The sequence below is a fragment of the Kibdelosporangium persicum genome (assembly GCF_013280595.1).
In the GTDB taxonomy this organism is placed as follows: domain Bacteria; phylum Actinomycetota; class Actinomycetes; order Mycobacteriales; family Pseudonocardiaceae; genus Kibdelosporangium; species Kibdelosporangium persicum.
In genome coordinates this window covers 207,832-227,174 of the sequence record NZ_JAAATY010000003.1, presented here as the reverse complement: position 1 = coordinate 227,174, position 19,343 = coordinate 207,832, and the positions used below count along the sequence as shown (strand labels likewise).

Genomic DNA, 19,343 nt, shown 5'->3' with positions numbered 1-19,343 from the left:
CGTGACGCTATGGGGCGCCGCGCGGTCCGGACATCCGACGACAGTCGGGACTTTTTGACAGTTAGCCGTTGATCTCCGTCGCCCGACCCGGGATGGCCCGCCGCACGTACTGTGGTCCCGCTCACCGGGATCGAGCCGGGCCGGTAAGGTCCTGGTCGGCACCGGTGGTCACTCGACAGAGTGTCAGTGCTTGCGCCTAGGCTTGTGTGGTGGCCGATCCGTCGACCGATCGTCGTGTGAGTTACCGTCCTGCGCCCGGAACGATCCCGGACGCCCCTGGCGTGTACAAGTTCCGCGACTCCGGCGGCCGGGTGATCTACGTCGGCAAGGCCAAGAGCCTGCGCGGCCGCCTCAACTCCTACTTCGCCGACGTCTCCGGCCTGCACCCGCGCACCGCGCAGATGGTCACCACCGCGGCCTCCGTGGAGTGGACGGTGGTCGCCACCGAGGTCGAGGCGCTGCAGCTCGAGTACAACTGGATCAAGGAGTTCGACCCGCGGTTCAACGTCCGCTACCGCGACGACAAGTCCTATCCCGTGCTGGCGGTCACCCTCAACGAGGAGTTCCCGCGGCTGCACGTCTACCGGGGGACGCGGCGCAAGGGCGTGCGCTACTTCGGTCCCTACGCGCACGCGTGGGCGCTCAGGGAGACGCTCGACGTCCTGCTCAGAGTGTTCCCCGCGCGGACGTGCACGCGTGACGTGTTCCGCAGGCAGTCCCGGATCGGCAGGCCGTGCCTGCTCGGGGACATCGGCAAGTGCTCGGCGCCGTGCGTGGGCCGGGTCACAGCCGACGAACACCGCCGGATCGTCGACGACTTCTGCGAGTTCTTCGCCGGCCGCACCGACACGATGATGCGCCGGCTGGAGAAGGAGATGCACGAGGCGTCGGCCGAGCTGGAGTTCGAGCGGGCCGCGCGCCTGCGCGACGACCTCGGCGCGCTGCGGCGGGCGATGGAGAAACAGGCCGTCGTGCTGGGCGACGGCGCGGACGCCGACGTGGTCGCGTTCGCGCAGGACGATCTGGAAGCCGCTGTCCAGGTCTTCCACGTCCGCGGCGGACGGGTCCGCGGTCAGCGGGGCTGGGTGGTCGAGAAGGCCGAGGAGACCGGCACCGCGGGCCTGGTCGACCAGTTCCTCAGCCAGTTCTACGGCGACCAGGCCAGCTCCGGCGAACCGGTCGACGGTGACCCGGGGGAGAACAGCCCGGGTCAGAACAGCTCTGGTGAGAACAGTGCCGTTCCGCGTGAGGTGCTCGTCCCGGAACTGCCCGACGACGCTCCCGCGATCGCCGAGTGGCTCACCGTGTTGCGTGGATCACGGGTGCAGCTGCGGGTTCCGCAGCGCGGCGACAAGCGTGCGCTGATGGAAACCGTGGAGCGCAACGCCAAAGAGGCGTTCGTGCAGCACAAGCTCAAGCGCGCGGGCGACCTCACCGCTCGTTCGGCGGCGTTGCAGGAGCTGCAGGACCAGCTGGGCCTGGACACCGCGCCACTGCGGATCGAATGCGTCGACATCAGCCACATCCAGGGCAGTGACGTCGTCGCGTCGCTCGTGGTGTTCGAGGACGGCCTGCCGCGCAAGGCCGAGTACCGCCGCTTCGCCATCCGGGAGGCGGCCACCCAGGGCGACGTGGCGTCCATCGCGGAGGTCGTGCGCCGCCGGTTCCACCGGATGATCAGCGAGACCGCGCCCGACGGGTCCACGCAGCATGGATCTGCGCAGCATGGATCTGCGCCGGGCATCGATCCGGAGACGGGCAGGCCGAAGAAGTTCGCCTACCCGCCCAACCTGCTCGTGGTCGACGGCGCCGGGCCGCAGGCCAACGCGGCCGCCGACGTGCTCACCGAGATGGGGATCGGTGACGTCGCGGTGATCGGCCTGGCCAAGCGGCTGGAAGAGGTCTGGTTACCGGCCGAGAGCGAGCCGCTGATCCTGCCGCGTACCAGCGAGGCGTTGTACCTGTTGCAGCGCGTCCGCGACGAGGCGCACCGCTTCGCGATCGCCTACCACCGCCAGAAACGGGCCAAGCGGATGACCACGTCCGCCCTCGACGACGTGCCCGGTCTCGGCGAGACGCGGAAGACCGCGTTGATCAAGCATTTCGGCTCGCTGAAACGGCTGCGTGCGGCGAGCGTCGACGAGATCAGCGGCGTGCCGGGCGTGGGCAGGCGCACCGCGGAGGCCGTCGTGGCGGCCCTGTCCAGGGACAAAGAGGGGAACGATGTCTGAATCCGGCATTGAAGTGGCGGTGGTGACCGGCCTGTCCGGCGCGGGCCGCAGCACGGCGGCCAAGTGTCTGGAGGACCTTGGCTGGTTCGTGGTGGACAACCTGCCGCCCGAGCTGATCTCGACCATGGTCGAGCTCGGTGTGCAGGCACGCGGCGCGATCACCAAGGTCGCGGTGGTGATGGACGTGCGCAGCCGCGCGTTCACCGAGGACCTGTCGGCGGTCATCAAGGACCTGGACAACCGCGGGTACAAGCCGCGCGTGCTGTTCCTCGAGGCGACCGACGAACTGCTCATCCGCCGGTTCGAGCACGTCCGGCGCGGCCACCCGATGCAGGGCGACGGCAGGCTGATCGACGGCATCAAGGCGGAGCGGCACCTGCTGACGCCGCTGCGTGAGGAAGCCGACCTGGTCCTGGACACCACCTCGCTGTCGGTGCACCAGTTGCGTGCCAAGATCGAGGACGCGTTCGGCGGCGGCGAGGAGATGCAGACCCGCGTCACCGTGCTGTCGTTCGGCTACAAGTACGGCCTGCCGATGGACTCCGACCTGGTGATGGACGTCCGGTTCCTGCCCAACCCGTTCTGGATCCCGGAGCTGCGCGAGCAGACCGGCCTGGACAACGAGGTCCGCAACTACGTGCTGACCCAGGAGGGCGCCGAGGACTTCCTCGAGCGCTACCACGAGTTGCTGCGGCTGATCGGCGCGGGCTACCGCAGGGAGGGCAAGCGCTACCTGACCCTGGCCATCGGCTGCACCGGCGGGAAGCACCGCAGTGTGGCGATGTCCGAGGAGCTGGCCACCAGGCTGTCCAAGGAGGACGGCATGGCCGTGAAGGTCGTCCACCGGGATTTGGGGCGCGAGTGAGCGACAGGTCCAGGGAGCCGGCGCCGGACGGCCCGCGGGTGGTCGCACTCGGCGGTGGTCACGGGCTGCACGCCACGTTGAGCGCGCTGCGCGAGATCACTCCGCACGTGACGGCCGTGGTCACCGTCGCGGACGACGGCGGCTCCTCGGGCCGGTTGCGCCGGGAACTGGGCATGCTGCCGCCCGGCGACCTGCGCAAGGCACTGGTGGCCCTCTCGGGCGCCGACGACAACGCCAAGCTGTGGAACTCGGTGTTCCGGCACCGGTTCGGCGGCACCGGCGCGCTGGCCGGGCACGCGATCGGCAACCTGGTGCTGTCCGGGCTGATCGAGGTGCTCGGCGACCCGGTCGCCGCGCTGGACGAAGCCGCCCGGATGCTCGGCCTGACCGGCCGCGTGCTGCCGATGTCGTGTGAGCCGCTGGACATCGAGGCCGACGTGGAGGGCCTCGACGAGGACCCGGCGGCGATCCGGCGGATCCGCGGCCAGGTCGCCGTGGCGACCACACCGGGCCGGGTCAAGCGGATCGGGGTCCAGACCAGTTCGGGTGATGTACCGACCGCGTGTCCGGAGGCGCTGGCCGCGGTCCGTTCGGCGGATCTCGTGGTGCTCGGTCCGGGGTCGTGGTTCACGAGCGTCCTGCCGCATCTGTTGGTGCCGGAGTTGCATCGCGCGCTTGTCGAGACGAAAGCAGCGCGTGTGGTCGTGCTCAATCTCGTCCCGCAGCCAGGTGAGACGGCTGGGTTCTCACCTGAGCAGCATCTCGACGTACTCTGCCAGCACGCTCCAGAACTCCGCGTGGACGCCGTCATCGCCGACGCCGACGCGGTGTCGACGCCGGACCGGCTGCGGCGGGCCGCGGCCGCGCTCGGCGCGCGGGCACACCTGGCCCCGGTCGCGACGCCGGGAGCAGCGGATCGTCACGATCCGGGCGCGCTCGCGCGGAGCCTGCGGCACGCGTTAGCCGGAACGACGAGCGCGAGTGGCCAGGAGATGGTGGGATACGCAGGGCGCGAGCCCGGCGGGGGAGAGGAGGACACGTGGCGATGACCGCGGCAGTCAAGGACGAGCTGAGCAGACTGGCTGTGTCCAAGACGTGCTGTCGCCGTGCGGAAGTGTCCTCCCTGCTGCGCTTCGCCGGCGGACTGCACATCGTGGGCGGCCGTGTGGTGGTCGAGGCCGAGCTGGACACCGGTTCGGCGGCCAGGCGACTGCGCAAGGAGATCCACGAGCTCTACGGCCACCACGCCGATGTGCACGTGATCACGTCCGGCGGCCTGCGCAAAGGCACCAGGTACGTCGTGCGCGTCGTGAAGGACGGGGACGGGCTCGCCCGGCAGACCGGCCTGCTCGACCCCCGCGGGCGTCCGGTGCGCGGGCTTCCCGCCGCGGTCGTGTCCGGTGGCGTGTGCGACGCCGAAGCGGCGTGGCGCGGTGCTTTCCTGGCACACGGATCGCTGACCGAACCGGGCCGTTCGTCCGCTTTGGAGGTCACGTGCCCGGGGCCCGAGGCCGCTCTGGCCTTGGTGGGCGCGGCTCGCCGGCTCGGCATCCAGGCCAAGTCACGCGAGATCCGTGGCGCGGACCGGGTCGTCATCCGTGACGGCGACGCGATCGGTGCGCTGCTGACCCGGCTGGGCGCGCATTCGTCCGTGCTGGCCTGGGAGGAATTCCGGATGCGCCGCGAGGTGCGGGCGACGGCCAACCGGCTGGCCAACTTCGACGACGCCAACCTCCGCCGCTCGGCCCGGGCCGCCGTCGCCGCGGCCGCCCGTGTGCAGCGCGCGATGGAGATCCTCGGCCCCGAGGCACCCGAGCACCTCACCGCCGCGGGCAAGCTCCGGCTGGCCAACCGGCAGGCCTCGCTGGAGGAACTCGGCCAGCTCGCCGAGCCGCCGATGACCAAGGACGCTGTCGCCGGCCGTATCCGCCGCCTGCTGGCCATGGCCGACAAGCGCGCCAAGGACCTGGGCCTGCCGCCGACCGAAGCCGCGGTGACCGCCGAAATGCTCGAGGAAGAGGTCTGACTCGACGCGCGAGATCACGCTGACGGCCGTACGTTCCCTGGCGGGGCGTGCGGCCTTTCCTCTACATGGGACTCGCAGTCCGGTGTTGACCTGGAGCGCGCTCCAGGGGATAGCGTCGCGCGCAGGCACTGCGAAATGAGGCGATCGACCGTGCGACTCGGTGTGCACATCACGAAGTTCGACGAACCCGGTCACGAGATCCGGGACGAACTGGCCGCGGCGGCGCAAGCCGCGGAGTCGGCGGGTGTCGCCTGGATGTCCGTGATGGACCACTACTTCCAGATGGAGCACAACGGCGGCGCGGAAGCCGCGATGCTCGAGGCGTACTCCACATTGGGGTTTCTCGCCGCGCACACGTCGACCGTCCAGCTTGGCGCGCTGGTCACCGGCGTGACGTATCGGCATCCGGGCCTGCTGGCCAAGATCGTCACCACGCTCGACGTGCTGTCCGGCGGGCGGGGGACGCTCGGCATCGGCGCGGCCTGGTACGAGCGCGAGCACAACGGCCTCGGCGTGCCGTACCCGCCGACCGCGGAGCGTTTCGAGCGGCTTGAGGAAACGCTGCGGATCTGCCTGCAGATGTGGGACCCGGACAACAACGGGCCGTTCGAAGGCAAGCACTACCAGTTGGCCGAGACGCTGTGCGTGCCGCCGCCCGTGAGCTCGCCGCGTCCGCGGATCATGATCGGCGGCGGAGGTGAGCGGAAGACCCTGCGGCTGGTCGCGCAGTACGGCGACGCGTGCAACTTCTTCACCTCGCTCGGCGTCGAGGGCGTCGGCCACAAGCTCGGCGTTCTGCGTGAGCACTGCGACGCTGTCGGACGGGACTACGACTCGATCCGCAAGACGGTCGCGGGCGCGGGTACGTCGCTCAGCGAAGGCGGGCTCGACGCCTTCACCGAGGAGATGGCCGCCTACGCCAAGCTCGGTGTGGACACCGTGATCCTGATGCCCCCGCCGGGCCGTCCCGCGGAGTGGGTCACGCGGCATGCCGGACCGGCCGTGCGGCGCCTCGCCGAACTCTAGGCCCGGTCCTGCTCCAGGCTGGTGACGCGGCGGGCCAGTTCCACCCGGGAACGCACGCCCAGCGTGGTGAAGATGTTGCGCAGGTGGTGGTCGACGGTCCGGTGGCTGATCACCAGCCGCCGGGCGATCTCCTTGTTCGTCTCGCCGACCGCCACCAGCCGGGAGATCGCCGTCTGCTGGGGAGTCAGGCCCGCGAGGGAGACGTTCGGCGCGCCGGCCGTCTCGCCCGCGGCGCGCAAACCGGCTTCAGCCCGGGCGATCCACCGTCGCGCGCCGATGGACTGGAACACCCGCAGCGCCGACCGGAACTGACCACGGGCGTCGAGCATCCGGCGCCGCAGCCGCAAGCGGTTGGCGTACAGCAGTTGCGTCCGTGCCAGCTCCATCGCGGCGCCTGCCTTGCGGTGCAGGGCGATCGCCGTCTCGAAATGGGTGACGTCGTCGGTGAGCAGACCGTGGCACCGGTGTGACAGGGCCAGCCACGCCGAGTTGCCGCCGGTGCGGACCCAGCCGTCGAAGACCTCCAGTGCGCGGTGCGCCCGGTCGTACTGCCCGGCCAGAATCGCCGCCTCGACCAGTTGCGGCGTCGCCAGTGCCTGGATCGCGGGCTGCGCTCCGCTCACCCCCGCCGTCATGGCGTCCAGCCGTGCCAACGCTTCCGCGGGCCGGTCGTCGGCCAGGTCCAGACACGCGTACGCCCAGGAAGCGATCGCACACGGCCGGCCGAGGCCGCGCTTGGCGATGCCTGCCGCCGCGTTGTCCAGATGCGACAGGGCGGTCTCGCGGTCGTCTCGCAGCGCGGCCGACAACGCCAGCAGGGAAAGGTGTTCCGTCCGGGTGGTGCGCTGCGCACCGGACGCGGCCAGGCCTTCCGCGGATGCCTCGAGCGCGATCTCGTGCCGGTCGAGCACGATCGCGGCCAGGGACAACTGGACCAGGGCCCACGGCAACGCGGCTTCCCGGCCGGTCAGCCTGGCCCGGCTGACCGCGGCCGACGCGCACTCGAAAGCCTTCTCGCCCAAGCCCAGTGCGAACGCCGCCTCGGCCGCCCACACCGCCGGTGCCACATCCGGCGCGGCCATGCCCAGCCGCACGACAAGCCGCAACGGTTCGGCGGCGTCGGCGTGCCTGCCTTCGAACGTCGCGGTCAGGCCACGGAAGTGCGCCGCCATCAGTTCCGGTCGCGACGGCACCGCGCGTGCCATCGCGCGGTAACCGGGCACGTCCCCGCACAGCCGCCGAGCCTCACCGGCGAGCAGCAGAGCGGGACCTGGGTCGTCCAGATGCCCGGCCGCCGTGGTCAGTTCGTGCACGGCGACGGCCGGGTCGCCGTCCCGGAGTTCGATTTCCCCGAGCAGCAGCGCCGCCCGGCCGACGTCCGCCCGCGACAGCAGCGTGCGTGCCCAGTCCGGCCGCCCGGCGTGCCAGGCGTGCTGTGCCGCGTCGACGGTGTCGCCCAGTTCGGCGCTCAGGCAGACCAGGCCGGACGGCTGCTCGCCGGTCCACTGGGGACGACCGGTGATCAGGATCGCGATGTGGTGCCCGGCCACCCGCCTGGCCGCGAACCCCAGGACATCCAAGCTCTCCTGGTCCAGCCACTGCGCGTCGTCCACCCGCACCAGAACCGGCCGCTGAGCCGACAACCCGGTCAGCACCTCGTGTACCGAACACCGCAACTGGAAGGGCGTGCCGCGCAGCATCCGGCGCAGGTCGTCCGCGGACACCACGGGCAGCAGAAGCCGGTGCAGCGCGGCGAACGGCAGGTCACGTTCCGACTGAAGACCGGTTGTCCGCAGCACGGTGAAGTCCGTGGGGGAGACGTCCGGCGCCGGGCCCAGCAGCACGCTGCTCGCCCCCGTACCGGCGCGCGCGTCCGTCAGCAGCTTCTCGTGCCATGCGGACGACATGGAGGGCCTCCTCGGTGAGCGCCCTCCGAATGAAACACCAGCGCGAAGTGTTTCACAACCCCGCGGCCGGCTCCGTCGCCGTCACCCGCCCTTCGACCAGGGCACCGAGCAGCGTCGACGCGGCCTCCAGGTCCGGCGCCCGGGAGGCCAGGACATCGGAGTACAGGAACGCCTCACCGAGCCGGACGATCGCGTAGCAGAGGTTCTCCAGGCTGACGACCGGCACGAACCCGCCGTCCTCGACGTCCCGCCTCAGCAGGTCGACGTGCGCGCTCATCACTCGCGGCTGGACCCGGCCCTGCGGGTCGGTCAGCACCCGGATCGCCAGCGCGGGCTCGTCGTTCAGGAACTGGCGGAAGCCCTGGTTCCCGGCGATGTCCGCCCGGTAGCGGCGCATCACCTCCAGGCACCGCAACCGGCCGTCGGGGCTACGCACCGCCGTCCCGTGCTTGGTCTGCCATTCCCTTCGCGCCGTCTTGAGCGTCCGGTCGCCCATGTACCAGAGGGTGTCGCCGAGCAGGTCCTCCCGGTTGCCGACCCGGCGGAACAGCGTCGTGCGGGAGATCCCCAGCTCGGCGGCCAGCGTGCGGGTGTCCAGGCGGATTCCCCGGTCGATCCAGTGCGCGGCGGTCCGGACGATCTCCTCGGCGGTTGGGCTCACGTCGGCAGCGTACGGCCGTACTGCCCAGTACCCGCCCGGCACGGGCCAGGACTGGCGATTCCACCGATGCGTGCCCTGGTCACCGCTTGCGACAGTCAGTCACTGATCGCGTCCGACACTCAACGAAGAGTCGATTGGAGAACAGCGCATCATGCGAAGAGGCGTTCGGATCCTGACCGGACTCACCATCGCCGCGTTCATCGCCGCCGGTGCCCCTGCCACCGCCACCGGTGCCTACGAGGTCAATGCCGAGAACCCCTACGAACGCGGCCCCGACCCGACCGAGAGCAGCATCGAGGCTTCTCGCGGTCCCTTCTCGGTCTCGCAGACGACCGTGTCCCGGTTGTCCGCGACCGGATTCGGTGGCGGCACGATCTACTACCCGACGAGCACCAGCGAAGGCACGTTCGGCGCGCTGGCCATCTCGCCGGGCTTCACCGCGACCCAGTCCAGCATCTCCTGGATGGGTCCGCGCCTCGCCTCCCAGGGGTTCGTGGTGATCACCATCGACACCCTCTCGACCCTCGACCAGCCGGACAGCCGCGGCGACCAGCTGCGGGCGGCGCTGTCGTACCTGACCCAGCGCAGCACGGTCCGCACCCGGATCGACGCCACGCGGCTGGCTGTGGCCGGGCACTCGATGGGCGGTGGCGGTTCGCTGGAAGCCGCGGCCGACCAGCCGTCGCTGCAGGCGGCGATCCCGATCGCGGCGTGGAACACCCAGAAATCCTGGTCGGGCCTGCGGGTGCCGACGTTTGTCATCGGCGGCGAGAACGACAGCATCGCCCCGGTGTCGTCGCACTCCATCCCGTTCTACACCTCGATTCCGGCGTCCTCGGAGAAGGCGTACATGGAGCTGGACAACGCCAGCCACTTCTTCCCGCAGACGCCGAACACCACGATGGCCAAGTACATGATCTCGTGGCTGAAGCGGTTCGTCGACAACGACACCCGCTACGAGCAGTTCCTCTGCCCGGCTCCGAACGACCGGGACATCTCCGACTACCGGGACACCTGCCCTCACTCATGACCGAACTGCTCACCATCGAAAAGGTGACGGTGCGCTTCGACGGCCTGGTCGCGTTGCGAGACGTGAGCCTGGCCGTCGAAGACGGCACCGTCCTCGGCGTCATCGGCCCCAACGGCGCCGGCAAGACCACACTGTTCAACGTCGTCAGCGGGTTCGTGCGGCCCGCACACGGCACCATCCGGTGGCGCGGCGAGGAGTTACGTGACCACCGCCCGGATTCGCTGGCCAGGCTCGGGATCAGCCGGACCCTGCAGGGACTCGGCCTGTTCCCGGGCATGTCCGTGCTGGACAACGTGTTGGTCGGCGCGGGCCCACTGGCCCGCTGCGGTCCACTCGCGACACTCCTGGGACTGCGCCGTGCCGCCCGTGACGAGGCGGCGTTGCGCGACCGGGCGATGACCACGCTGGCGGATCTGGGAATCGCGGGCGTGCACGCCGCGCTTCCCGGCTCGTTGCCCTACGGGATCCGCAAACGGGTCGCGCTCGCCCGGGCACTGGTGGCCGAGCCCCGGATGCTGCTGCTCGACGAACCCGCGAGCGGCCTGGCCGCCGACGAGATCGCCGAACTGGGCGAGCGGATCACCGCGCTGGCCGGCAAGTGCGCCGTCGTCGTGGTCGAGCACAACATCGACTGGGTCATGCGGGTCTGCTCACGGATCGTGGTGCTGGACTTCGGCGAGGTGATCGCCACCGGCGAGCCGTCGGACGTCCAGAACGACCAGCGTGTGATCGACGCCTACCTGGGGGTTCCGGCGTGATGCTCTCGCTGTCGTCCGTGGTGACCAGATACGGCGCCGTGCACGCCTTGAACGGCGTGGACATCGCGGTGCCCGAGGGGACGCTCACCGCCGTCCTCGGTGCGAACGGCGCGGGCAAGACGACCCTGCTGCGCACGATCAGCGGCCTGGTGGCGCCGGCCGCCGGGTCGATTTCCTTCGACGGCACCGAGATCGCCGGGTTACCCGCGGACCGCGTCGCCAGGATGGGGCTGGGCCACGTGCCCGAGCACGGCGGCGTGATCAGGGAGCTGACCGTCCGCGAGAACCTCCGGCTCGGCGGGTTGTGGCGACGCAACCTGGCGTTCGACGAGGTCCTGGCCCTGTTCCCGCCGCTGGCCGGCAAGCTGGGACGGCAGGCGAGCACCCTGTCCGGCGGGGAACGGCAGATGCTCGCGATCGGCCGCGCCCTGATGGCCAGGCCGCGGGTGTTGTTGCTGGACGAGCCCTCGCTCGGGCTGGCGCCGCTGGTGACCGCGGCGATCATGCGCGTGCTGCGGGATCTGCGTGACCGCACCGGGTTGACCGTGCTGCTGGTCGAACAGAACGCGCGAAGTGCCTTGTCCGTGGCCGAACGGGCCTACGTGCTGGCGCTCGGCGAGGTGGCGCTGGCCGGATCGGCCGAGTCGATCTCGGCGGAGGCGTTGCACGAGGCCTATCTGGGGGTGAACCGGTGAACACGTGGTGGACGCTGACGGTCGGCGGCTTCGCGAGCGGGGCCGTGTACGCGGCACTGGGGCTGTCGCTCGTGATCATCTTCCGGGCGACCCGGGTGGTGAACTTCGCCCAGCCCGCGCTGGCCTTGCTGTCGACCTACTTCGCTTTCACCGTCAACCAGGTCACGGGCACCTACTGGCTGGGCTTCGCGGTGGCGATCGTCGCAGGCGCGGTGCTCGGCGCCCTGAGCGATCGCTTGCTCATCCGCCCGGCCCGCGCCCACGGCGAACTCGGCTCGGTGATCGTCACCCTCGGCCTGCTGCTTGTCGTGCAAGCGGTCGCGGGCATGCTGTGGACGAGCGAACCCCGTTCCTTCGGCTACGCCTTCGACTTCCGCGGACTGTTCTCCGCGGCCAACGTGTTCGCGGTCCTGGTCGTGCTCGTCACCGCGGCGGGCGTGTTGCTGCTGTTCAAGTTCACGTCGTTGGGCCTGCGAATGCGAGCCGCCGCCTTCGCGCCCGAAGCCGCGGCGCTGGCCGGTGTGCGTGTGGGCCTGATGGTCACCGCGGGCACGGCGCTGGCCGCGGCGGTCGGAGCACTGGCCGGACTGCTTGCCGTACCACCGCTTCTGTATCCGACTGTGCTGGACGGGATCTTCGTGTACTCGTTGACCGCCGCTGTCATCGGTGGCCTGGACAACCCGATCGGCACGGTCATCGCCGGGTTCGGCACCGGCATCGGACTGTCCTATGTGTCCGGATATCTGGGACCGGAGCTCGTCACGCTGGCCGCACTGGCGATTCTCGTCGTCGTGCTGAGCGTGCGCCCCCATGGCCTGTTCGGGCGCGGACTGGCGAGGAGGGTGTGAGATGAGCCTGCTGCTGCGGCACACCCTCCTCGCCCTGGCGGCCCTGGCCGCGGTGGTCCTGCTGACGATGGTGGTCGACCCGTTCACGAACGTGCGGATCGCGACGGTCGGCTACTACCTCGTCGCGGTCGCCGGGCTGACGTTGCTCACCGGCGGCAACGGTCAGATCTCCCTGGGACACGGCGCTTTCATGTTCATCGGCGCGTACACGGTCGGGCTGCTGGTGATCTACGTGCCGTCGTTCCCGTTCTGGCTGGACCTCCTGCTCGCCGGCGTCACGGCGGGCCTGGCGGGCATGCTCACCGGTGCCGCGGCCGCACGGCTGCACGGTCCGTACCTCGCCGGTGCGACACTGGGCCTGGCCGTCGGGCTACCGGCGATCACGCAACGGTTCCCGGACTTCCTGGGTGGCAGCAACGGGCTGGCGTTCACCGTCAACAGCCTGCCCGCCGGGCTGAAGGTGCCGCAGACGCAATGGCAGGCGTGGGTCGTGTGGACGACCACACTGCTTGTGCTGGTCCTGCTGGCGAACGTGGTCCGCGGCCGGTTCGGCCGGATGCTGCGCGCGGTCCGTGACGACGAGGTGGCGGCCGCGTTGTCCGGCATCCACATCGGACGAACGAAGATCATGGCGTTCCTGCTGAGTTCCGCGTGCGGCGGCCTGGCCGGCGGGCTGCAGGCATTCCTGCTCGGCACGGCCGCGCCGGGCTCGTTCAGCGTCGCGCTTTCCCTGTCGTTGCTGGCCGCCATGGTGCTCGGCGGAGTCGGCAGCCTGTGGGGCGCGCTGTGGGGTGCGCTCGCGTTGGTCTACGTGCCCGCGTGGGCCAACGACGTGACCCACTCGCTGGACTTGAGCACCAACATCACCCAGAACTTGCCGCTCGCGGTGTTCGGCACCGTGCTTGTCGTCGTGGTGCTCGTGTTCCCGCGCGGCATCCATGGCGCCTTCGCCCGCTTGTGGCAGTCCGTTCGGAAGGGAAAACCATGAGAACACTCATCCTGGCGACAGCGTCCGTGCTGTTACTCAGCGCCTGCTCGGGAGCAGGCGAGCAACCCGCGGGCGGTGGATCGGCGTCGGGCGACCCGGCGCCGGGCGTCACGGACGACACTGTCGTGATCGGCACGCACCAGCCGCTGACCGGGCCCGCCGCCCCCGGGTACAGCCGGATCTCCGTTGCCGCGAAGGCGATGTACAGCTACATCAACGACAAGGGCGGCATCAACGGCCGCAAGATCGACTACCGGGTCGAGGACGACGGCTACAACCCGACCCGCACGGTCGAGGTGGTCAAGAAACTCGTGTTGCAGGACCAGGTGTTCGCGATCGTCGGCGGGCTGGGCACGCCGACACACTCCAAAGTGGTCGACTACCTCAACACCGAGGGCGTGCCCGACGTGCTCGTCTCCTCCGGCGCGCTGATGTGGGACGACCCGAAGAGCAAGCAGACGTTCGGGTTCCAGGTCGACTACACCCGCGAGGGCAAGATCCAGGGCAAGTACATCGCCGACCAGCTGGCGGGCAGGAAGGTCGGGCTGCTGTTCCAGAACGACGACGTCGGCCGGGACGCGCAGAAGGGCCTCGACCAGTTCCTCGCCGACCGGATCGTGTCGCGCCAGGCGTACGACCCCGCCAACACCGACGTGCTGCCGCAGCTGAACGCCCTGAAATCCGCGGGCGCCGAAGTCGTTGTGTGCTCGTGTGTCCCGGCGTTCACCGCACTGTCGATCCTCACCGCGGCCCGCCTCGGCTACAAGACCCAGTTCGTGGTCAGCAGCATCGGCGCCGACCCCGCGACCCTCACCGGGCTGCTGCAGGACTTCGCCAAACGCGGCGGCACCGAGGTTTCCGCGCCCGCACTGCTGAACGGCATGATCGGCACCGGCTACCTGCCCGACGCGGGCCGCGCCGACGACCCGTGGATCCAGCTGTTCCGCGAGGTGCACGCCAAGTACATCCCGAACGAACCGCTGACCAACACGATCATCTTCGGCATGGCGCAGGCGTACACGTTCGCCCACGCGCTCAAGCTCGCCGGCCGCGACCTGACCCGTGCCAAACTCGTCCAGGCCATGGAATCAGGGCAGATCAGCGGCCCGGGCATGACCCCGTTCGGGTTCTCCGCGCAGTCGCACTCCGGCTACACCGGCGCGTACGTCTTCCAGGTCAACCCCGACAGCACGACGCGGGAGATCCAGGCACCGATGACCACGGACCGGGAGAAGGGCGCGATCACCCCGGCGCCGACAGCCCGCAAGACACCCGCGGAGGTCGCGCTCGTCGGGCCCTAGGATCGGGGTGTGCCGAACTACGTCGCCGCGGACGGTATGTCCTTGCACTACGACGTCTCAGGGCAGGGCGGCCCCATTGTCACGCTTGCCGGTGGGGCCGCGCGGCATCCGAGTTACCTGGGTGACCTGGCCGGGCTGAGCGGCCTCGTCGTGCCACACCTGCGAGGCGTGGGGAAGTCCCCGTCCGGTGCTGGTGGTTCCTCCTGGGCGCAGGCGTCCGATGTGGATTCCCTGCGGACGCACCTGGCCAAGGACCGGCTGGTGATCGTCGCCCATTCCGCGGGCACCCGGCTGGCCATCGCCTACGCCGCCCAGTTCCCGTCGCGGGTCGAACGCCTCGTGCTGATCACCCCGCCGTCGGCGTATCTGGTGTCCGAGCCGTCGGACGCGCCGAAGCTCATCGACGCCCGCCGCGGTGAGCCGGCGTTCGACGCCGCGATCGCGGCCTTCGAGGCAGGCCCCGACCTGTCCGGCGACGACGCGTTCAACGCCTGGAACCGCGCCACCGCACCGGTCGGCTACGCGAAGTGGACGGCCACCGAACAGCGCCACGCGCAGGTCGGCCGTTGGAACCTCGCCGCGGTCCAGGCCTACTTCAGCGTCCAGCCGCCCGCCGACCTGGCCTCCAGGTTGCGCGAGGTGACCGCACCCACGCTTGTCGTCGCCGGAGAACGGGACTGCCTGACGGGCTTGGCGCCGGTCGTCGCGCTGGCGGACCTGTTCCCGCACGGCGAGGTCGCCGTGATCGAGGACTGCGGCCACTACCCGTGGATCGAACAGCCCGCCGCCTTCCGGCAGGCCGTCGACGAGTTCCTGGCACGGCCACCACAAACCTGACGAGACAGAACCCCGGCGTCCCGCACACCTCCCGAAAGTGCGCGACGCCGGGGCAGCCTTCAAGCCGTGCCGATCAGCTCGTGCCGATCAAGCTGTGCCGATCAGCCCGTGCCGGTCACGCGCTGACGATGTTGTCGCCGTCGATCTTCACGTTGACCGGCGTCAGGCCGGTCGTGGCAGGGCCCTTCTGCACGTCGCCGCTCGAAGCGTTGAACACGCTGCCGTGCGCGGGACACGTGATGGTGCCGCCCGAAGGCAGGCCCACGCTGGCCCCCGCGTGCGGGCAGACCGGGTCGTAGCCGCGGACCTCGTTCTCGCTCGGCCGTACCAGCAGGACCCTGCCCGGTCCGCCGTTGACGATCGTCCCGCCGCCGACAGGGACGTCGGCGAGCTTGGCGAGCGGCGTGGCACCGCCTCCGGCAGAGCCGCCACCGCCGGTCGGGGCGGGTGGCGCCGCGGGCGGCGTGTCACTGGTCGACGAGCAGGCGGCGAGCGAAACCGGTGCGACCAGACCGGCTAGCAGCCCGCACACGACCGTGCGGCGAGTGGGGTCTGGCAAGAGATGCCTCCAAGTGTGGTGGGTGGGCGTCCGGGTTCTGACCGAAGATCACGCCGCCCGGGCACATCCGGTTCAACCATCCGGGTTCTGATTCGATAAAGTGACGCGGTCGGCACTGTGGCGATGACGCCAGGACCAGGGCAGTAGTGTTGGTTCGCCCGACTCACCCCTGACAGCACGAACAGAGGAGCTCACCGTGACGGTCCGAGTAGGTGTCAACGGCTTCGGTCGGATCGGCCGGAACTTCTGGCGAGCCGTTCAGGCGAGCGGCCACGACATCGAGATCGTGGCGTTCAACGACCTGGGCGACGTCGCCACCATGGCTCACCTTCTCAAGTACGACAGCGTCCTCGGCCGCCTCCCGCATGACGTGAGCGTGTCCGACGAGGGCATCGTCGTCGACGGCAAGACCATCAAGGCGCTGGCCGAGCGCGACCCCGGCAAGCTGCCGTGGAAGGACCTCGGCGTCGACATCGTCGTCGAGTCCACCGGCTTCTTCACCAACGCCGCCGACGCCCGCAAGCACGTCGACGAGGGCGGCGCCAAGAAGGTCATCATCTCCGCGCCGGCCAAGGGTGAGGACCTGACGGTCGTCATCGGCGCGAACGAGGACAAGTACGACGGCTCGCAGACGATCATCTCCAACGCCTCCTGCACCACCAACTGCCTGGCCCCGCTGGCCAAGGTCCTCCACGATGCGTTCACCATCGAGAAGGGCCTGATGACCACCATCCACGCGTACACGCAGGACCAGAACCTGCAGGACGGGCCGCACAAGGACCTGCGCAGGGCCCGCGCCGCCGCGCTGAACGTCGTCCCGACGTCCACCGGTGCCGCCAAGGCCATCGGCCTGGTGCTGCCGGAGCTGAACGGCAAGCTGGACGGCTACTCGCTGCGTGTGCCGGTGCCCACCGGGTCGATCACCGACCTGACGGTGGACCTCGCCAAGGAGGTCACGGTCGACGAGGTCAACGCCGCGTACCGCGAGGCCGCCGAGGGCAAGCTCAAGGGCATCCTGCGGTACAGCACGGACCCGATCGTGTCGTCGGACATCGTGACCGATCCGGCGTCGTGCATCTACGACTCGCCGATCACCAAGGTCATCGGCAACCAGGTCAAGGTGTACGGCTGGTACGACAACGAGTGGGGCTACTCCAACCGGCTCGCCGACCTGGTCACCCTGGTCGCCTCGAAGATCGGCTGAAGCAGACCGTCATGAAGACCCTGGCTGATTTGCTGGCCGAGGGTGTGTCAGGTCGGCGCGTGCTCGTGCGTGCCGACCTGAACGTCCCTCTGGACGGCGAGACGATCACCGACGACGGCCGCGTCCGCGCCTCACTGCCGACGCTCCAGCAGCTCACCGGCGCGGGCGCGCGCGTGGTCGTCACCGCGCACCTGGGCCGCCCCAAGGGCGCGCCGGACCCCCAGTTCTCCCTCAGGCCCGTCGCCAGGCGGCTCGGTGAGCTGCTCGGCAAGGACGTCAAGCTGGCTGAGGACGTCACCGGCGAGTCCGCGCAGGCGGCCGTGGAGTCCCTGCGGGACGGCGAGGTCGCCCTGCTGGAGAACATCCGCTTCGACGCCCGCGAGACCAGCAAGGACGAGGCCGAGCGGGGCGCGCTGGCCGACGAGCTGGCGCGGTTCGCCGACGCGTACGTCTCCGACGGCTTCGGCGTCGTGCACCGCAAGCAGGCGTCGGTGTACGACGTGGCCAAGCGGCTGCCGCACTACGCGGGCGGCTTGGTCCTCGCCGAGGTCGACGTGCTGCGCAAGCTGACCGAGGACACCGAGCGTCCTTATGTCGTCGTGCTCGGCGGCGCGAAGGTCTCCGACAAGCTCGGCGTCATCGCGAACCTGCTGACCAAGGTCGACCGGCTGCTCGTCGGCGGCGGCATGGCGTACACGTTCCTCAGGGCCCAGGGCCACGAGGTCGGCCAGTCGCTGCTCCAGGAGGACCAGCTCGACCAGGTCAGGGGCTTCCTCGACGAGGCGGCCGAGCGCGGTGTCGAGCTCGTGCTGCCGGTGGACGTGCTGGCCGCGACCGAGTTCGGCCCGGACGCGCCGCACGAGGTCGTCGCCGCGACACAGATCCCGGCCGACCGGCAGGGCCTGGACATCGGCCCGCGGACCCGTGAGCTGTTCGCGTCGAAGCTGGCCGACGCCGCCACCGTGTTCTGGAACGGCCCGATGGGTGTCTTCGAGTTCGAGGCGTTCTCCGGCGGCACCAGGGCGGTGGCCCAGGCGCTGGTGGACAGCAAGGCGTTCAGTGTCGTCGGCGGTGGCGACTCCGCCGCGGCCGTGCGCCGGCTCGGCCTGCCCGAGGACGGTTTCTCGCACATCTCGACCGGCGGCGGCGCGTCGCTGGAGTTCCTTGAGGGCAAAGAACTGCCCGGTGTCTCGGTTTTGGAGGACTGAGTACCCATGGCTCGCACGCCGCTGATCGCCGGCAACTGGAAGATGAACCTCAACCACCTCGAGGCCATCGCGCTGGTGCAGAAGATCGCGTTCTCGCTGCCGGAGAAGTACTACGCGAAGGTGGAGGTCGCGGTCCTGCCGCCGTTCACCGCGATCCGCGCCGTGCAGAACGTGATCGAGGGCGACAAACTCCAGATCAAGCACGGGGCGCAGGACCTCGCCCCGCACGACTCGGGTGCCTACACCGGCGACATCTCCGGCCCGATGCTGGCCAAGCTGGGCTGCCAGTACGTCGTGGTCGGGCACTCCGAGCGCCGCGAGTACCACGAGGAAAGCGACGAGCTGATCAACAAGAAGGTCAAGCAGGCCCTCAAGCACGGCATCACGCCGATCCTGTGCGTCGGCGAGAAGCTCGACGTGCGGGAGGCCGCCGGGCACGTGAACCACTGCAACGAGCAGCTCGTCGCCGACCTCAAGGGCCTCAAGGCCGAGCAGGTGGAGAAGGTCGTCGTCGCCTACGAGCCCGTGTGGGCCATCGGCACCGGCAAGGTCGCCACCCCGGCGGACGCGCAGGAAGTGTGCGGTGCGCTGCGCAAGCAGCTCGAGGAGAAGTACGGCGCCGAGGTCGCGGGCAAGGTCCGTGTGCTCTACGGCGGGTCGGTGAAGTCCAGCAACATCTCAGACCTGATCGCACAGCCGGACATCGACGGTGCTCTGGTCGGCGGAGCGAGCCTGGACGGCGAGGAGTTCACCAAGCTGTCCGCGATGGCCGCCGGCGGGCCGTTCGTGTGAGCCCCACGACATTTGTTTACGTACAGCAAGTGTCATGTCTTTACACGGCCCGTGGTCAAAGCGGGACACGTACGAGGTAATCTGTGATTCCTGCCGTGCGACAGCGAGGATGAAATGGAACTGGCTCTGCAAATCGGTTTGATCGCCACGAGCGTGCTGTTGATCCTCTTGGTGCTGCTGCACCGCGGCCGTGGCGGTGGTCTGTCCTCGCTGTTCGGCGGCGGTATGCAGTCGAGCCTGTCGGGGTCGAGCGTGGTGGAGAAGAACCTCGACCGCGCCACCCTGGTGGTCGGAGTCATCTGGCTGATCTGCATCATCGGGCTCGGTTTGCTGATCAAGATCGCGTGAACGGCCGGACGCTGGGGACGTGCGAATGTTCGCCGATCAACCATTGCGGGATAGCCGTG

Annotated in this window: 19 protein-coding genes; 16 read left to right on the top strand and 3 right to left on the bottom strand. The window is 69.8% G+C overall.

What is annotated here, in order from left to right; genetic code table 11:
• The first annotated feature begins 209 nt into the window (after positions 1–209).
• The 5 genes from uvrC (at position 210) to GC106_RS07770 (ending at position 6,148) form a co-directional block, all read left to right on the top strand.
• Positions 210–2,231, top strand: coding sequence for an excinuclease ABC subunit UvrC (gene uvrC / locus GC106_RS07790; protein ID WP_173125992.1), 2,022 nt, complete (start codon positions 210–212; stop codon positions 2,229–2,231).
• Positions 2,224–3,096 (top strand): RNase adapter RapZ, encoded by an 873-nt coding sequence (gene rapZ / locus GC106_RS07785; protein ID WP_173125990.1) that lies wholly within the window; start codon positions 2,224–2,226, stop codon positions 3,094–3,096. The genes uvrC and rapZ overlap by 8 nt, the downstream gene beginning before the upstream one ends.
• Positions 3,093–4,145, top strand: a complete 1,053-nt coding sequence (locus tag GC106_RS07780; RefSeq protein WP_312872523.1) for a gluconeogenesis factor YvcK family protein — start codon at positions 3,093–3,095, stop codon at positions 4,143–4,145. The genes rapZ and GC106_RS07780 overlap by 4 nt, the downstream gene beginning before the upstream one ends.
• The gene (whiA, locus tag GC106_RS07775) at positions 4,136–5,122 is read left to right on the top strand and encodes a DNA-binding protein WhiA (protein WP_173125987.1); all 987 of its coding nucleotides are present in this window, start codon (positions 4,136–4,138) and stop codon (positions 5,120–5,122) included. Before GC106_RS07780 ends, whiA begins: the two co-directional genes overlap by 10 nt.
• 150 nt (positions 5,123–5,272) lie before the next feature.
• Complete coding sequence (locus tag GC106_RS07770) at positions 5,273–6,148, top strand: LLM class F420-dependent oxidoreductase (protein WP_173126615.1); 876 nt, start codon at positions 5,273–5,275, stop codon at positions 6,146–6,148.
• Here the strand turns inward: GC106_RS07770 and GC106_RS07765 are convergent.
• Both GC106_RS07765 and GC106_RS07760 read right to left on the bottom strand, forming a co-directional pair.
• The gene (locus GC106_RS07765; RefSeq protein WP_173125984.1) at positions 6,145–8,055 is read right to left on the bottom strand and encodes a helix-turn-helix domain-containing protein; all 1,911 of its coding nucleotides are present in this window, start codon (positions 8,053–8,055) and stop codon (positions 6,145–6,147) included. The genes GC106_RS07770 and GC106_RS07765 overlap by 4 nt on opposite strands.
• 52 nt (positions 8,056–8,107) lie before the next feature.
• Positions 8,108–8,716 carry a QsdR family transcriptional regulator gene (locus tag GC106_RS07760; protein ID WP_173125981.1) on the bottom strand — a complete coding sequence of 203 codons (609 nt, stop codon included), beginning with the start codon at positions 8,714–8,716 and terminating at the stop codon, positions 8,108–8,110.
• A 151-nt stretch (positions 8,717–8,867) separates the two neighbouring features.
• On the opposite strand from GC106_RS07760, the gene GC106_RS07755 reads away from it, so the two are divergent.
• Genes GC106_RS07755 through GC106_RS07725 form a run of 7 tightly spaced genes read left to right on the top strand, consistent with a single transcriptional unit; the run spans position 8,868 to position 15,173 of the window.
• The gene (locus tag GC106_RS07755; RefSeq protein ID WP_173125978.1) at positions 8,868–9,746 is read left to right on the top strand and encodes an alpha/beta hydrolase family protein; all 879 of its coding nucleotides are present in this window, start codon (positions 8,868–8,870) and stop codon (positions 9,744–9,746) included.
• Positions 9,743–10,504 carry an ABC transporter ATP-binding protein gene (locus GC106_RS07750; protein ID WP_173125975.1) on the top strand — a complete coding sequence of 254 codons (762 nt, stop codon included), beginning with the start codon at positions 9,743–9,745 and terminating at the stop codon, positions 10,502–10,504. The genes GC106_RS07755 and GC106_RS07750 overlap by 4 nt, the downstream gene beginning before the upstream one ends.
• Entirely contained in the window at positions 10,504–11,199 is a 696-nt protein-coding gene (locus GC106_RS07745) for an ABC transporter ATP-binding protein (RefSeq protein WP_173126612.1), read from the top strand. Before GC106_RS07750 ends, GC106_RS07745 begins: the two co-directional genes overlap by 1 nt.
• Positions 11,196–12,047 carry a branched-chain amino acid ABC transporter permease gene (locus tag GC106_RS07740; protein ID WP_173125972.1) on the top strand — a complete coding sequence of 284 codons (852 nt, stop codon included), beginning with the start codon at positions 11,196–11,198 and terminating at the stop codon, positions 12,045–12,047. The genes GC106_RS07745 and GC106_RS07740 overlap by 4 nt, the downstream gene beginning before the upstream one ends.
• 1 nt (position 12,048) lies before the next feature.
• Positions 12,049–13,035: a branched-chain amino acid ABC transporter permease gene (locus GC106_RS07735; RefSeq protein WP_246365088.1), complete on the top strand. Its 987-nt coding sequence runs from the start codon at positions 12,049–12,051 to the stop codon at positions 13,033–13,035.
• Positions 13,032–14,336: an ABC transporter substrate-binding protein gene (locus tag GC106_RS07730; protein ID WP_173125965.1), complete on the top strand. Its 1,305-nt coding sequence runs from the start codon at positions 13,032–13,034 to the stop codon at positions 14,334–14,336. Before GC106_RS07735 ends, GC106_RS07730 begins: the two co-directional genes overlap by 4 nt.
• 9 nt (positions 14,337–14,345) lie before the next feature.
• The gene (locus GC106_RS07725; protein WP_173125962.1) at positions 14,346–15,173 is read left to right on the top strand and encodes an alpha/beta fold hydrolase; all 828 of its coding nucleotides are present in this window, start codon (positions 14,346–14,348) and stop codon (positions 15,171–15,173) included.
• Positions 15,174–15,288: 115 nt separating this feature from the next.
• Here GC106_RS07725 and GC106_RS07720 read toward each other — a convergent pair whose 3' ends face one another.
• A complete protein-coding gene (locus tag GC106_RS07720) occupies positions 15,289–15,732 on the bottom strand; it encodes a Rieske (2Fe-2S) protein (RefSeq protein ID WP_246365087.1) in 444 nt (147 codons plus the stop codon).
• Positions 15,733–15,928: 196 nt separating this feature from the next.
• Between GC106_RS07720 and gap the strand changes: the two genes are divergently transcribed.
• From gap to secG, 4 genes are all read left to right on the top strand, one after another.
• Positions 15,929–16,936 (top strand): type I glyceraldehyde-3-phosphate dehydrogenase, encoded by a 1,008-nt coding sequence (gene gap, locus GC106_RS07715; protein WP_173125958.1) that lies wholly within the window; start codon positions 15,929–15,931, stop codon positions 16,934–16,936.
• Positions 16,937–16,947: 11 nt separating this feature from the next.
• Entirely contained in the window at positions 16,948–18,144 is a 1,197-nt protein-coding gene (locus GC106_RS07710; protein WP_173125955.1) for a phosphoglycerate kinase, read from the top strand.
• Positions 18,145–18,150: 6 nt separating this feature from the next.
• A complete protein-coding gene (tpiA, locus tag GC106_RS07705; protein ID WP_173125952.1) occupies positions 18,151–18,936 on the top strand; it encodes a triose-phosphate isomerase in 786 nt (261 codons plus the stop codon).
• 114 nt (positions 18,937–19,050) lie between these two features.
• The gene (gene secG, locus GC106_RS07700) at positions 19,051–19,284 is read left to right on the top strand and encodes a preprotein translocase subunit SecG (RefSeq protein WP_033385845.1); all 234 of its coding nucleotides are present in this window, start codon (positions 19,051–19,053) and stop codon (positions 19,282–19,284) included.
• Positions 19,285–19,343: the final 59 nt, after the last annotated feature.